Here is a 14,079-nt window from a genome sequence, read left to right on the forward strand (position 1 = left end):
TGCGACAATGGCCGGGTGAGTGAGGGTCTCTGGATCGCCATCGCGGTCATCGCCGTCCTGCTGCTCGTCGCGCTCGTGGTGGGCCTGGTGCGGTACCGCCGGCGTCGTATCAGCCTGTCCGCTCGAGACACTGCCACTCCTGTAGATCGGTCGGGCGGCTACAAAGCCGCCTCGGGCATCACGTTCTCGGCCTCGGCGCCCACCCAGGCGCCGCCCGAGCCGCCCACGGAGGCACCGCCGCGCACTCCGAAGGCACCCGAGCGTATCGACACCACCGGACTGCCGGCCGTCGGCGATGATGCCACCATCCCGCGCGATGCGCCCAAACGTCGCATCTCCGATGTCCGGCTGCCCGATCCGGTCACCGAGGCCCGCCCGGAACCGCCGGTGCAGGTGCCCGACGCGGTGGTGCCCGACCTGGTGGTGCCCGACGCGCCACCCGCGCCGACGACCGAGGTGGCGCCGGACACCGCACCGGAGATCACCCCCGAGATCGACACCATCGCGCCGGCGGAAGGGCGGCTGGACCGGCTGCGCGGCCGCCTGGCGAAGTCGCAGAACACGCTGGGCCGCAGCATGCTGGGCCTGCTCGGCGGCGGCGATCTCGATGAGGACTCGTGGGAGGAGATCGAAGACACGCTGCTGATCGCCGATCTGGGCCCGGTCGTCACCGAATCGGTGGTGAGCGCGCTGCGGACCCGGATGGCCTCGGCCAACGTGCGCACCGAGGCCGACGCCCGCGCGGTCCTGCGCGACGTGCTGATCTCCGAACTCAAGACCGATCTGGATCGCTCGATCAGAGCCCTGCCGCACGAGGACAAGCCGTCGGTGCTGCTGGTCGTCGGCGTCAATGGCACCGGCAAGACCACCACCGTGGGCAAGCTGGCCCGCGTGCTGGTGGCCGACGGCCGCCGCGTGGTGCTCGGCGCCGCCGACACCTTCCGCGCCGCCGCGGCCGATCAGCTCGAGACGTGGGCCTCCCGAGTGGGTGCCCAGGTGGTCCGCGGGCCCGAGGGCGCCGATCCGGCGTCAGTGGCCTTCGACGCCGTCGACACCGGGATCGCCGCGGGTGCCGACGTCGTGGTGATCGACACCGCGGGGCGCCTGCACACCAAGACCGGGCTGATGGACGAGCTCGGCAAGGTCAAGCGCGTGGTGAGCAAACGTGCCGCGGTGGACGAGGTGCTTCTCGTCCTCGACGCCACGATCGGACAGAACAGCCTGCCCCAAGCCCGGGTGTTCGCCGAGGTCGTCGACATCACCGGCGTCGTGCTCACCAAGCTGGACGGCACCGCCAAGGGCGGCATCGTGTTCCGGGTCCAGCAGGAGCTCGGCGTGCCGGTGAAGTTGGTGGGGCTCGGGGAGGGCGCCGACGACCTCGCCCCGTTCGAACCCGCGGCCTTCGTCGACGCGCTGCTCGGCTGAGCGCCCGCGAATCGCGTGATGTAACAGCAGCGAAACGTGACCGGCGTATCCGTTCACACGAGCGAAACACCGGTGCGTCTTCGTCGAAACATCCACTGCGCATTGTCATGTCCCAGGCAACGGTCGTCATTCCGCGCGGCTGTGGCATGACGAAGGAGGAATCTGCGAGTGGACCAATTCCCGACGATGGGTATACCGGACACCGGTGATACCGCGTGGATGCTGGCCAGCGCCGCGCTGGTGTTGCTGATGACACCTGGCCTGGCGTTCTTCTACGGCGGCATGGTGCGGGCCAAGAGCGTGCTCAACATGATCATGATGAGCATCTCGGCCATGGGTGTCGTCACGGTGCTGTGGGTGCTCTACGGCTACTCGCTCGCCTTCGGCAACGATGTCGGCAACCTCTTCGGCAACCCGGCCCAGTTCTTCGGCCTCAAGGGTCTGATCGGGGGCAACGCGGCCGCGGCGGTCGTCGCCGATCCGGCTGCCGGCGTGGAAGCCTCGGACGTGGTGAACATCCCGCTGGTCGGCACCCTGCCGGCCACGGTGTTCGTCGCCTTCCAGCTGATGTTCGCGATCATCACCGTCGCCCTGATCTCCGGCGCGGTCGCCGACCGCATCAAGTTCGGCGGCTGGCTCCTGTTCACCGCTCTGTGGGTCACCATCGTGTACTTCCCGGTCGCACACTGGGTGTTCTCGTTCGACGGTGTCACCGCCGAGACGGGTGGCTGGATCGCCAACAAGCTCGCCGCTGTCGACTTCGCCGGCGGTACCGCGGTGCACATCAACGCGGGTACTGCGGGTCTGGTGCTCGCGATCATCCTCGGCAAGCGCCGCGGCTGGCCAGGCACCCCGATGCGTCCGCACAACCTGCCGTTCGTGATGCTCGGCGCCGGCCTCCTGTGGTTCGGTTGGTACGGCTTCAACGCCGGCTCGGCGACCTCGTCGGGCGGTCTCGCCGGATCGACCTTCGTCACCACCACGGTGGCCACCGCCGCAGCGATGCTGGCCTGGTTGCTCACCGAGCGCATCCGCGACGGCAAGGCCACCTCACTCGGTGCCGCCTCGGGCATCGTGGCCGGCCTGGTCGCGATCACCCCGTCCTGCTCGTCGGTCAACGTGGTGGGAGCGCTCGTCATCGGCGCCGTCGCCGGCGCGCTGTGCGCCCTGGCTGTCGGGCTGAAATACAAACTGGGATATGATGATTCGCTCGACGTGGTGGGTGTCCACCTGGTCGGCGGCATCGTCGGCACCCTGCTCGTCGGGCTGGTTGCCGCCCCTGAAACCGGCGCGGGTGTGGCCGGCCTCTTCTACGGTGGCGGCTTCGATCAGCTGTGGCGCCAGGCCGTCGGTGCGGGCGCGGTTCTGCTCTACTCGGCGATCGGGACAGCTATCTTGGCTCTGATAGTGAAGTACACCGTCGGACTTCGGCTGAACGAGGAGGATGAATCCACCGGGGCTGACGAATCGGAGCATGCGGAAACCGCCTACGACTTCGCATCGGTCGGCGGGGGCTCGGCACTCGGTCGTCACCCAGGCGTGGAGGGATAAGGGATATGAAGCTGATAACTGCGATCGTCAAGCCGTTCACGCTCGAAGATGTGAAGACCGGTCTGGAACAGACGGGCATCCTCGGCATGACCGTCAGCGAAGTTCAGGGCTACGGTCGGCAGAAGGGACACACCGAGGTGTACCGCGGTGCGGAGTACTCGGTGGACTTCGTGCCAAAGGTCCGCGTCGAGGTCGTCGTCGACGACGCCGCCGTGGACAAGGTGGTCGACGTCATCGTCCAGGCTGCCCGCACCGGCAAGATCGGTGACGGCAAGGTCTGGGTGAGCCCGGTCGAGACCGTGGTGCGGGTGCGCACCGGTGAGAGGGGAGCCGACGCTCTCTGACAGACCAGTCGAACACCGAGTCGTCTCCCGGCCTGCGCCGGGTGCGCTGGAACATCAAGTGCCGGGAGGACAACTCATGACAGAGCAGCAACCGCGACCCGCCGCCGGCGCACCCCGTTGGGTGCGTCCGGCGGCGGGATCGTCAACTCCGGCAACTGATCTGACCGCTGCCGTCGAGCAATTGCGGTCCGGGGGAGCCCGATTGGACTCGGCGGCGCTGCGCGACGCCCTGCTCGACCTCTACGATTTCTGGCTCACCACCAAGGCCAACGACATCGGCATCACCCCCAGCAGTGGGTTCGCCATCGTCGCCACGGGCGGTCTGGGCCGCGGTGAAGTCCTCCCGTACTCCGACCTCGACCTGATGCTGCTGCACGACAACATGCCGGCCGACATCGTCAGTGAGGTCGCCGAGCTTTTGTGGTATCCGTTGTGGGACGCCAACATTCGCCTCGACCACAGCGTTCGCACGGTGCCCGAGGCGCTGCGGGTCGCCGCGGAGGACACCTCCGCCGGGCTGGCGATGCTCGAGACGCGCCACATCGCCGGGGACGCGGACCTGTCTTCGCTGTTGATCGGTGGCGCCCGGCGGCAGTGGCGCACCGGAATCGGCTCGCGTTTCGAGGAACTCGTCGAGCACACCCGCGCCCGGTGGCAGCGCAGCGGGCAGATCGCGCACCGCGCCGAACCCGACCTCAAATGCGGCCGCGGCGGCCTTCGTGACGTCCAGCTTCTCAATGCGTTGGCGATCGCGCAGTTGGCCGACGTGTATCCGAGCCGATCGCTGGCCTCGCCCACCGAAACCCTCGGTGAGGCGCATCTGGCTCTCCTCAACGTCCGCACCGAGCTGCACCGGGTCGCCGGCCGTGGCCGCGAACTCCTCCTGGCCCAGCACGCCGACGAGATCGGCGCCTCGCTGCGCATCGGGGATCGGTTCGACCTGGCCCGCATGCTCTCCGACGCCGCCCGCACGGTCAGCTACTACGTCGACGCAGGCATTCGCACTGCCGGTAACGCGTTGCCCCGCCGGGGCCTCTCTGCGCTGCGCCGCCCGGTGCGGCGGCCGCTCGACGAGGGTGTCATCGAGTTCAACGGCGAAGTCATCCTCGCCAGGGACGCCCGTCCCGAACGCGACCCGGGGCTCATCCTCCGGGTGGCTGCCGCGTCGGCGACCACGGGTCTCCCGATGGCGGCGTCGACGTTGAGCCGGCTGGTGGAGACGGCGCCGGAACTGCGGACGCCGTGGCCGCGACAGGCGCTCAAGGATCTGCTGGTCATGCTCGCCGCCGGCCCGTCAGCGGTCAGCACCATCGAGGCTCTCGACCGCACCGGGCTGTGGGGCCGGCTGTTCCCGGAGTGGGGTGCGGTCCGTGACCTACCGCCCCGCGACGTTGTCCACATCTGGACCGTCGACCGCCATCTTGTCGAAACCGTTTCGCGGGCAAGCGCTTTGACCACCCGGGTGGCCCGGCCGGACCTGTTGGTGCTCGGCGCGCTGATCCACGACATCGGCAAGGGGCGCGGCGGCGACCACAGCGTGATCGGTGCCGAACTGGCTCATCAGATCGGCACGAGGCTGGGATTGTGGCCGTCGGACATCACGATTCTGTCCGCGATGGTGCGGCATCACCTGCTGTTGCCCCACACCGCGACCCGGCGTGATCTGCAGGATCCAGCGACCATCGCCACCGTCGTCGACGCGATGGGCGGCGACCTGACGGTCCTCGAACTCCTGCACGCCTTGGCCGAAGCCGATTCCCTGGCCACCGGCCCCGGCGTGTGGGGTGACTGGAAAGCCTCGCTGCTCGGTGACCTGGTCCGGCGGTGCAGGTTGGTGATGGCGGGGGAGCCGCTGCCCCAACCCGATCCGATCGAACCCCGCTTCCTCGAGATGGCCGGCCGGCCGGGCGTGCACGTGGAGCTGGCCCCGGGTGACAGTCCCCACATCTTCACCGTCACGATGATCGCCCCCGACCAGCGCGGGCTGTTGTCGAAGACCGCCGGGGTACTAGCGCTGAACTCTCTGCGAGTGCATTCGGCGTCGGTCAACGGCCACAACGGTTCGGCGGTCAACACCTTCGTCGTCTCACCTCATTTCGGGTCGCCGCCGGCGGCCGAACTGCTGCGCCAGCAAGTGATCCTCGCTCTCGACGGAGATCTCGACGTCGTGTCCTCGCTGGAGAAGAAGGGCGATCCGCAGGCGTCGACCCGCGCGGGCGAGATCCGAGCGGCAGTGCCCGTGCACGCTCCCGCGGCGCCGTCGCGGGTGCTGTGGCACGACACCGACGACGCCGGACGCACGGTGCTCGAGATTCGCACCACCGACCGTGCCGGGCTGCTGACGGCGTTGACCGCGGTGTTCGAGCGCAACGGCGTGGATATCGCCTGGGCGAAGGTGACCACGCTGGGCTCGTCGGTGGTCGACGCGTTCGGCGTGGTGCTGCCTCAGGACAGCGGCGCGGTGCGGCAGACCCTGGATCGGGAGCTGTTCGCGGTGCTGCCTGCCCCGCCGCCCGCCGTCGAGGAAGCCAGCTAGCCCGTCACCGCGCGGCGCTCACCGACACCCACGTGCCGTTGACCGCCGCGGTGCCGGTGAAGGTGTCCACCAGATCCGGATCGTGCAACTCGTTCACGTTCGCGCCGGCCAGCGTGTCCGCGTGCCGCCACCCGGTGTCGCGATGACCCCAACCATGGGGAACGGCAACGGTTCCCGCGCGGATGTCAGCGGTGATGTCCACCGGCACCTCGATGCTGCCGACCGCCGAGGTGACGCACACGATGTCGCCGTCGGCGAGACCGCGGGCCGCCGCGTCGTCGGGGTTCATCAGGATCGTGCACCGGTTGCTGCCGCCCGTCATCGACGGCACGTTGTGCAGCCAGGAGTTGTTGCTCCGGAGCTGCCGTCGGCCGACCAGCTGCAGGTCGTAACCGTCGTCCTTCGCAGCGTCGGTGCCCTGCAGGTGGCTCCGCGCCGCGGCGACGAACTCGCCGGGTGCCAGGTGCACGCGGCGATCCTTCGTCGCGATCACCTCACGCAGGCGGGGGCGCAGCGGTCCGAGGTCGATGCCGCCGGGGCTGGAGCGGATCTGGGCCATCGTGATGCCCCTGCGGCCCCTGCGGAGCCGGCCGTGCGGTCCGGTGGCCACGGCCAGCGCCGCGAGCCGCAACGGGTTGATCGCCGAGATCAGTCGTGACCGCAGCGGCCGCGGCATCCAGCGCAGCGGCCGGGGCAGCAGTTCCACGGCCAGCCGCGTCAGGATTTCCCAGTCCTCCAGGCCCCCGGGCGGCGGATCGAACGAACGGTGTTGGAAGCGAACGGTATTGCGCACCTGGAACACCGGCGTGAGCAGGCTGACGTCGTCGCGCTCCAGCGGCGACACCGGGGGCAGGATGTAGTCGGCGTGCCGAGTGGTCTCGGTGACGTACATGTCGACCGCGACGCAGAAATCGAGCGAGTCCAGCGCGTCGTCGAGCCGGCCGCGTTGCGGGATCGACGACACCGGGTTGCCGGCATAGGTGATCATCGCGCGGATCTGCCCGGGACCCGGGGTGAGGATCTCGTCGGCCATCACGACGGCGGGCAGCTCCGAGCGGAACGAGCGATAGCGGCCCGACCGATCGGTGTAGCGGCCCGGCCGGAACGGTATCCGTTTGGCCAGGCGGGGCACGTCCGCCACGGGTGTGGTGAACATGGTGCCGCCCGCACGGTCGAGGTTGCCCGTCACCGCGTTGAGGACCATCACCAGCCAACTGACCAGAGTGCCCGTCGGCTGCTGGCAGATGCCGATGCGCGCGTAGATCGCCGCGGATTCGGCGGCCGCGTGCTCGCGGGCCAACGTGCGGATCACGTCCGCGTCGACCCCGGCCCGCGGAGCCATCGCCTCTGGTGTCGCGTCGGCGACCAGGTCGGCCAGCTCGGCGATACCTGTCGCCTGCTCGGCCACCGCCTGTGTGTCGCAGAGCTTTTCGGCGAGCAGGACGTGCAGCATGCCCAGCAACAGGAACAGGTCGCCGCCGGGGCGCACCGCGACGTGCTGGTCTGCCAGGCGGGCGGTCTCGGTGCGGCGAGGGTCCACGACGACGACCGTGCCGCCGCGGTCACGGATCGCCCGGATCCGCCGTTTGGCGCCGGGCATGATCGACAACGATCCGTTGGACACCGCGGGGTTGGCCCCGAGGATCACCAGCCGCTGGGTGCGATCGATGTCGGTGACCGGGATCAGTGCGTTGGAGCCGAACACCTTCCACGCGGCGAACTCGTGCGGCATCTGGTCGATGGACGACGCGGTGAAGAAGTTCGGGGTGCGCAGCGCCCGGCTCAACAGGAAGCCATAGGCGGCGCCCGAGCTGTGGGCGGCCGGGTTGCCCAGGTACATGCCGAGCGCCTGACTGCCGCTCTTCTCGCGCACCGCGCGCAGCCGCCGGCCGATGTCGGCGAACGCCTCGTCCCAGCCGACCGGCTCGAAGCGGTCGCCGACGCGGCGCAGCGGGGTGCGCACCCGGTCCGGGTCGTGATGCAGCCCGCCCATCGCGGTGGCCTTGGGGCAGATGTAGCCGTGCGACAACACGTCGTCGGGGTTGCCCTCGATGCGGGTGACCTGTCCGCCGCTGACGGTGACGTGCAGCCCGCAGTGCGCCTCACAGAGCGTGCACTGGCTGATGTGGGTGACCTCGCCGCGGGGCGCGTCGGCGTCTCGGCGCGCGGTGGTCAGCGGTACGTCGACGGCTGTCATCAGAACCTCCGCGGGCTGGTCGGATGGCCCTCACGGTAACGGCTGCACACCCTGCACGACCAGAGGCGTGACCAGAGGTCAGCGCGGCTTTCTCGCTCCGGCGGGCCGACCGTTAGGCTGGCGAGGTGTTTGAATCCCTGTCCGACCGGTTGACCGGTGCCCTGTCGGGCCTGCGCGGCAAGGGCCGGCTGACCGATGCCGACATCGACGCCGTCGCGCGCGAGATCCGCCTGGCACTGCTCGAGGCCGATGTCTCGCTGCCCGTGGTCCGTGCCTTCATCGCCCGCATCAAGGACCGCGCCAAGGGCGCCGAGGTGTCCGCCGCGCTGAACCCGGCACAGCAGGTCGTCAAGATCGTCAACGAGGAGCTCATCGGCATCCTCGGCGGTCAGACGCGCCAGCTGGCGTTCGCGCGCAACCCCCCGACGGTCATCATGCTGGCCGGCCTGCAGGGCTCGGGTAAGACCACGCTGGCGGGCAAGCTCGCGAAGTGGCTCAAGGGGCAGGGGCACACCCCGTTGCTGGTGGCCTGCGACCTGCAGCGCCCCGGTGCGGTCAACCAGCTGCAGATCGTCGGCGAGCGGGCCGGGGTCGGCGTGTTCGCCCCGCATCCGGGCACCGCACCCGGCGCTGCCGAGGTCAAGGGCACCGCCGACCCGGTGGCCGTGGCCGCCGCGGGCCTGGCCGAGGCCAAGACCAAGCACCACGACGTCGTCATCGTCGACACCGCGGGCCGGTTGGGCATCGACGAGGAGCTGATGGGTCAGGCCGCCGCGATCCGCGACGCGGTGCAGCCCGACGAGATCCTGTTCGTCCTCGACGCGATGATCGGTCAGGACGCCGTCACCACCGCCGACGCGTTCCGCGAAGGCGTCGGATTCACCGGCGTGGTGCTCACCAAGCTCGACGGTGACGCCCGCGGTGGTGCGGCGCTGTCGGTGCGCGAAGTCACCGGCGTGCCCATCCTGTTCGCCTCGGCGGGGGAGAAGCTCGAGGACTTCGACGTCTTCCATCCCGACCGGATGGCCAGCCGCATCCTGGGCATGGGCGACGTGCTCACGCTGATCGAGCAGGCCGAACAGGTCTTCGACGCGCAGCAGGCCGAGGCGACCGCGGCCAAGATCGGCAGCGGGGAGCTCACACTCGAGGACTTCCTCGAGCAGATGCTGATGATCCGCAAGATGGGCCCGATCGGCAATCTGCTGGGCATGCTGCCCGGCGCCGGCCAGATGAAGGACGCCCTGGCCGCTGTCGACGACAGCCAGCTCGATCGTGTGCAGGCGATCATCCGCGGCATGACACCGGCCGAGCGGGCAGATCCGAAGATCATCAACGCGTCCCGGCGGTTGCGTATTGCGAACGGTTCCGGGGTGACCGTCGCCGAGGTCAACCAGCTGGTGGACCGATTCTTCGATGCGCGCAAGATGATGTCGCAGATGGCCGGACAGATGGGAATGCCGTTCGGACGCAAGAACACTCGTAAAGCGGGCAAGGGCAAGAACAAGCAGGCGGGTAAGAAGAAGGGCGGTCGCGGGCCCACGCCGGCACGCAACCCGCTCGGCGCCATGGGCGGCCTGCCCGCCGGTTTCCCCGACCTGTCCAACATGCCCAAGGGGCTCGACGAGCTGCCGCCGGGGCTCGCCGACATCGACCTGTCGAAGCTGAAGTTCCCCAAGAACTGATGGCAGGGGCGCTGCACGTCCGCGGGCGTGGGTTGCCCGACGGAGAGCCCGTCGAGTGGTGGGTGGTCCACGGGCGCCTGTCGGCCGAACCCGTGGCGGGCGCTGACACCGTCTTCGATGGCGGCTGGATTCTGCCCGGTCTGGTCGACGCCCACTGTCATGTCGGGCTGGGGCCCGACGGTGAGATCCCGCTGGACGAGGCCATCGAGCAGGCCCAAGTCGAGCGCGAGGTGGGCGCCCTGCTCCTGCGTGATGCCGGATCGCCGACGGACACAAGGATTCTCGACGATCACGACGACCTACCGCGCATTATCAGGGCCGGGCGTCACATCGCCAGGCCCAAGCGCTATCAGCGGGGCTTCGCCGCCGAACTCGCCGACGAGGACCAGCTGCCGCAGGCGGTGGCCGAGCAGGCGCGCCGTGGCGACGGCTGGGTGAAGATCGTCGGCGACTGGATCGACCGCGACACAGGCGATCTGGCACCGTTGTGGTCCGACGAGGTGTTGGCCGCGGCGATCGACGCCGCGCATGCCCACGGCGCGCGAGTGACCGCGCACGTGTTCAGCGAGGATGCGCTGCCCGGCCTGATCCGCGCCGGCATCGACTGCATCGAGCACGGCACCGGGCTCACCGAGGACACCATCGACCTGATGGTCGAGTACGGCACCGCGCTGGTACCGACCCTGATCAACATCGAGAACTTCCCGGACATCGCTGCCGGCGCTGACAGATACCCGCGCTACCAACGCCATATGCGCGCCCTCTATGCGACGTGCGGCGAGCGCATCGCAGCGGCCCGGGAAGCGGGTGTGCCCATCTATGCGGGCTCGGACGCGGGCAGCGCAGTGGCACACGGCCGCATCGCCGAAGAGGTGGATGCACTCAAAGGCATCGGGATGTCGTCGACGGACGCACTCGGTGCTGCCTGCTGGGATGCCAGGGAGTGGTTGCGTAGGCCCGGCCTCGAGCACGGCGCATCCGCGGACCTGGTCTGCTACACCGACGATCCCCGCACCGGTGCCGCCGTGCTCGCGGCGCCCGACCGGGTGATCCTGCGCGGCAAGGTCTTTTAGCTAGTACACGTCGCGCACGTAGCGGTGCGACGTGATCAGATCGGCGACGAAGGCATCCGCGCCCGCGGCGTCCAGCCTGCCGTGGACGGCGACGATCTCGCGCAGTGCGTCGTCGACGCCGCGGGCCATCCGGTCGGCGTCGCCGCACACGTAGAGGTGTGCGCCGTCGCGAAGCCATCCGAACAGATCGGCGCCGCGCTCGCACATACGATGCTGCACATAAGTTTTCGTCTCGCTGTCCCGCGAGAAGGCGAGGTCGAGACGCGACAGCGTACCCGCGCGGGCGAACGCGTCGAGTTCCTCACCGTAGAGGTAGTGGGTGGCCCGATGACGATCACCGAAGAACAGCCACGACTGGCCCGACGCACCCGTGACCTGACGTTCCTGCAAGAAGCCACGGAACGGCGCGATACCGGTGCCCGGCCCGACCATGATGATCGGTACGGCCGGATCCGGCAGGCGGAAGCTGTGATTGGGGCGCAACTGCACCGTGAGATTCTCGCCGCGGTCGGCCAGGAAGGTGGACGCGACACCGCCGTGGCGCCGATCGCCGCAGGTGTACCGCACGGTGGAAACGGTCAGATGGGCACTGTCGGGGTGCATCAGTGGACTCGAGGCGATCGAGTAGTCGCGAAACTGCAAGGGGCGCAGGGTGTCCACCACCTCGCCCACATCCAGATCGGCCAGCCGCACCAGGTCCAGGACGTCTTTGCCATAGCACCAGGAGCCCGCGTGGGTGCGCAGTGCTGCCGCGGCCGACGCGTTGCGGGTGCGGGCGCCGACCAGGGCCTGCAGCGCGCGGGAGGGAACGCGGATGTCGAGGTGTTCGGTGAGTAGCGTGCCGAGTGGCTCGTCGTGGCCGGCCACGATGTGGTCGGGCGCGGCGCCCAACTGGGCGAGCAGCGCGTCGACCAGCACGGGATCGTTGGTGGCGTGTACCGCCAGCGAATCGCCCGCGCGGTAGGCGATGCCCGAGCCGGTCAGGTCGATCTCGTAGTGACGGACTTCCCGCTCGGAATCCGCGACACTGAGAAGCCGATTGACCGTGCATCTGGTCGCGACGCGATGGTGTCGCTCACGGCCGGCGGGTTCGGCGCCCGGCGCGGGCGCGGGCGGCTCGGCCAGTGCGGCCGCGAGCAGCGTGACGACGTCGGTGGTCCACGCTGCAGCCGCGCGCTCGTAGGGACCGTCGATGTCGATGCGTTCGGTCAATCGGGTGGCGCCGAGTGCCTCGAGCCGCTCGTCGAGCAATCGGCCGGCGTTGCAGAACAAGTCGTAACCGATGTCGCCCAGGGCGAGTACGGCGAAACTCAGATGATCCAGCGGGATGTCCTGCGCGGTCAGTGCATTCCAGAACAGCGCGGCATTGTCGGGGAACTCGCCGTCGCCGAAGGTGGAGGTGACGGCCAAAAAGTGGGTCGCGGCGCGCAATTCGTCGACACCGATCTGGTTGAGTTCCCTGGCTTCGACGGCGAAACCGGCAGCCTGGCACGCCTCCGCACACGTCATCGCGGCGTCTTCGGCGTTGCCCATGTCGGTACCGAATCCGATGATCAGCTGGTCGGCCAACGACGCTCCCTCGGTCGGCGCTCCGCACTGTACGGCGCAAGTTAGGGCGACCTTAGTTGACGGGAGCTTGCGATGGGGATGTCCCTTCCGCGGGTGAGCCGTCTGCGGTCGAGTCTCCGACGGTCAGGCCTACGATGTCGCGGTGTCCACGCGCCGCATCGTCGACCTGAGCCATCCGATCCGGGCCGGCCTCATCACCTATCCCGGGCTGCCGGCTCCCGTCATCAGTCCGTATCTGACACGCGAAGATTCTCGTGAGAAGTACGCGGCGGGAACAGAATTCGCGATGGATCTCATCACGATGATCGGCAACACGGGCACCTACCTCGATTCCCCGTTCCACCGCTACGGGGACGGGGCCGACCTCGCCGGTCTGGACCTGTCCACGCTCGTCGGGCTCCCGGCCGAGGTGATTCACCTCGCTCCGGAACGCGGCCGGGCGATCACTGTCGACGACCTCGCCGGCCGTGACGTCCGCGGCGCGGCTGTGCTTCTGCACACTGGCTGGGACAGGCACTTCGGGACACCGGCCTACGGCTCCGGGGCGCCGTTCCTGAGTGGGGAAGGGGCGCAACACCTCATCGATGCGGGAGCCGTGCTGGTCGGCATCGACTCGGTCAACATCGATGACATCGAGTCGGGCGGGAGCCGCCCGGCCCACACGGTGCTGCTGGGGGCCGGTGTGCACGTCGTCGAGCACCTCACCAATCTGGGTGCGGTGCCGCGACGTGGTGCCCGGTTCACTGCAGCCCCGCCGGCGATCGAGGGTTTCGGCACGTTCCCGGTGCGGGCGTTCGCGGAGGTCGACGGGTAGTGACGGCTCAGGGCTGGTTGAAGCCGTAGTCGAACAGGTCGATGGCCTGGCCGTAGAGGTCGCCGCTGCCGTACATCTGGACCACCACCAGTCGTTTGGCGCCCCGCTGGGCGGCTCCGACGTAGGTCTTGCGGGCCAGGTTGGTGAACCCGGTCTTGCCGGCCAGATCCCCGGGGTAGCGGCTCAGCAGTTCGTTCTGGTTGTGCAGCGTCTTGCCCGGGAACGGCGCTGTCGGCGAGCGCATGATCGTCGCAATGAGTGGATACTTCAGCGCCGCGCGCAGGATCACGGCGAGATCGTGCGGCGAGGTGACCGACTCCCAGCCGGGTCCGTCGAGCCCCGACGGGGACGATGCCTTGGTGCTGCGTGCGCCGACGAGCGCGGCCTTGCGGTTCATGGCTGCCACCGCGGCCTGCTGGCCGCCGAGCATGTCGGCGAGCATGTTCGCCGCGTCGTTGCCCGAGACCATCAACAGTGCCGAGAGCAACTGCGTGGTGGTGTAGGCCTGGCCGGGTTTCAGCCCCACGCAGGAACATTCGACGTCGTCATGGGAGGAGTTGGCCCGCGCGAAGTTGTCCGGCCGCAGGCGATCGAGCACCACCATCGCGAGAAGGACCTTGATCGTGCTGGCGGGCGCATAGCGGCCGTACGGGTCGCGACTGGCCAGCACGCGGCCGGTGTCCAGATCGGCGACCAGCCACGCCTGCGCCGGGCCCTGTGGAAGGGCCTGTGCCGCAGCGGGTTCAGCGCTGGGCTGGGCGGCAGCGGGAGTGGCGGGCAGCATCGTCGTCACCACGGCCACCGTCGTACCGAGGGCGCACGCCAGCCCAGCGAATCCACGCCGCACGAGGGCTGACGCTAACCGCTCCCGGACTCGTTTCGATCACC

Annotated in this window: 10 protein-coding genes; 7 read left to right on the top strand and 3 right to left on the bottom strand. The window is 69.1% G+C overall.

Features of this window, described 5'->3' with window-relative positions; genetic code table 11:
- Positions 1-15: 15 nt before the first annotated feature.
- The 4 genes from ftsY (at position 16) to ACZ50N_RS09270 (ending at position 5,856) form a co-directional block, all read left to right on the top strand.
- Positions 16-1,425: a signal recognition particle-docking protein FtsY gene (ftsY, locus tag ACZ50N_RS09255; protein ID WP_464475200.1), complete on the top strand. Its 1,410-nt coding sequence runs from the start codon at positions 16-18 to the stop codon at positions 1,423-1,425.
- Positions 1,426-1,611: 186 nt separating this feature from the next.
- Positions 1,612-2,976: an ammonium transporter gene (locus ACZ50N_RS09260; RefSeq protein ID WP_046366681.1), complete on the top strand. Its 1,365-nt coding sequence runs from the start codon at positions 1,612-1,614 to the stop codon at positions 2,974-2,976.
- A 5-nt stretch (positions 2,977-2,981) separates the two neighbouring features.
- On the top strand, positions 2,982-3,320 hold the full coding sequence (locus tag ACZ50N_RS09265; protein WP_011779408.1) for a P-II family nitrogen regulator: 339 nt from the start codon (positions 2,982-2,984) through the stop codon (positions 3,318-3,320).
- Between the two features lie 76 nt (positions 3,321-3,396).
- Positions 3,397-5,856, top strand: coding sequence for a [protein-PII] uridylyltransferase (locus tag ACZ50N_RS09270; RefSeq protein WP_048425410.1), 2,460 nt, complete (start codon positions 3,397-3,399; stop codon positions 5,854-5,856).
- A 4-nt stretch (positions 5,857-5,860) separates the two neighbouring features.
- Here the strand turns inward: ACZ50N_RS09270 and ACZ50N_RS09275 are convergent, their stop codons facing one another.
- Positions 5,861-8,053, bottom strand: a complete 2,193-nt coding sequence (locus ACZ50N_RS09275; protein WP_464475201.1) for a molybdopterin-dependent oxidoreductase — start codon at positions 8,051-8,053, stop codon at positions 5,861-5,863.
- A 125-nt stretch (positions 8,054-8,178) separates the two neighbouring features.
- Here ACZ50N_RS09275 and ffh point away from each other — a divergent pair, with 125 nt between their 5' ends.
- Entirely contained in the window at positions 8,179-9,735 is a 1,557-nt protein-coding gene (ffh, locus tag ACZ50N_RS09280; RefSeq protein WP_464475202.1) for a signal recognition particle protein, read from the top strand.
- Positions 9,735-10,808, top strand: coding sequence for an amidohydrolase family protein (locus ACZ50N_RS09285; RefSeq protein WP_048425312.1), 1,074 nt, complete (start codon positions 9,735-9,737; stop codon positions 10,806-10,808). Before ffh ends, ACZ50N_RS09285 begins: the two co-directional genes overlap by 1 nt.
- On the opposite strand, the gene ACZ50N_RS09290 is transcribed toward ACZ50N_RS09285, so the two are convergent.
- Positions 10,809-12,341, bottom strand: coding sequence for a diflavin oxidoreductase (locus tag ACZ50N_RS09290; protein WP_464475614.1), 1,533 nt, complete (start codon positions 12,339-12,341; stop codon positions 10,809-10,811).
- A 178-nt stretch (positions 12,342-12,519) separates the two neighbouring features.
- On the opposite strand from ACZ50N_RS09290, the gene ACZ50N_RS09295 reads away from it, so the two are divergent.
- The gene (locus ACZ50N_RS09295; RefSeq protein WP_464475203.1) at positions 12,520-13,191 is read left to right on the top strand and encodes a cyclase family protein; all 672 of its coding nucleotides are present in this window, start codon (positions 12,520-12,522) and stop codon (positions 13,189-13,191) included.
- A gap of 7 nt (positions 13,192-13,198) precedes the next feature.
- Here the strand turns inward: ACZ50N_RS09295 and ACZ50N_RS09300 are convergent, their stop codons facing one another.
- Entirely contained in the window at positions 13,199-14,038 is an 840-nt protein-coding gene (locus ACZ50N_RS09300; RefSeq protein ID WP_048425313.1) for a D-alanyl-D-alanine carboxypeptidase family protein, read from the bottom strand.
- Between the last annotated feature and the right edge of the window lie 41 nt (positions 14,039-14,079).

It is taken from the genome of Mycolicibacterium obuense (assembly GCF_055397605.1).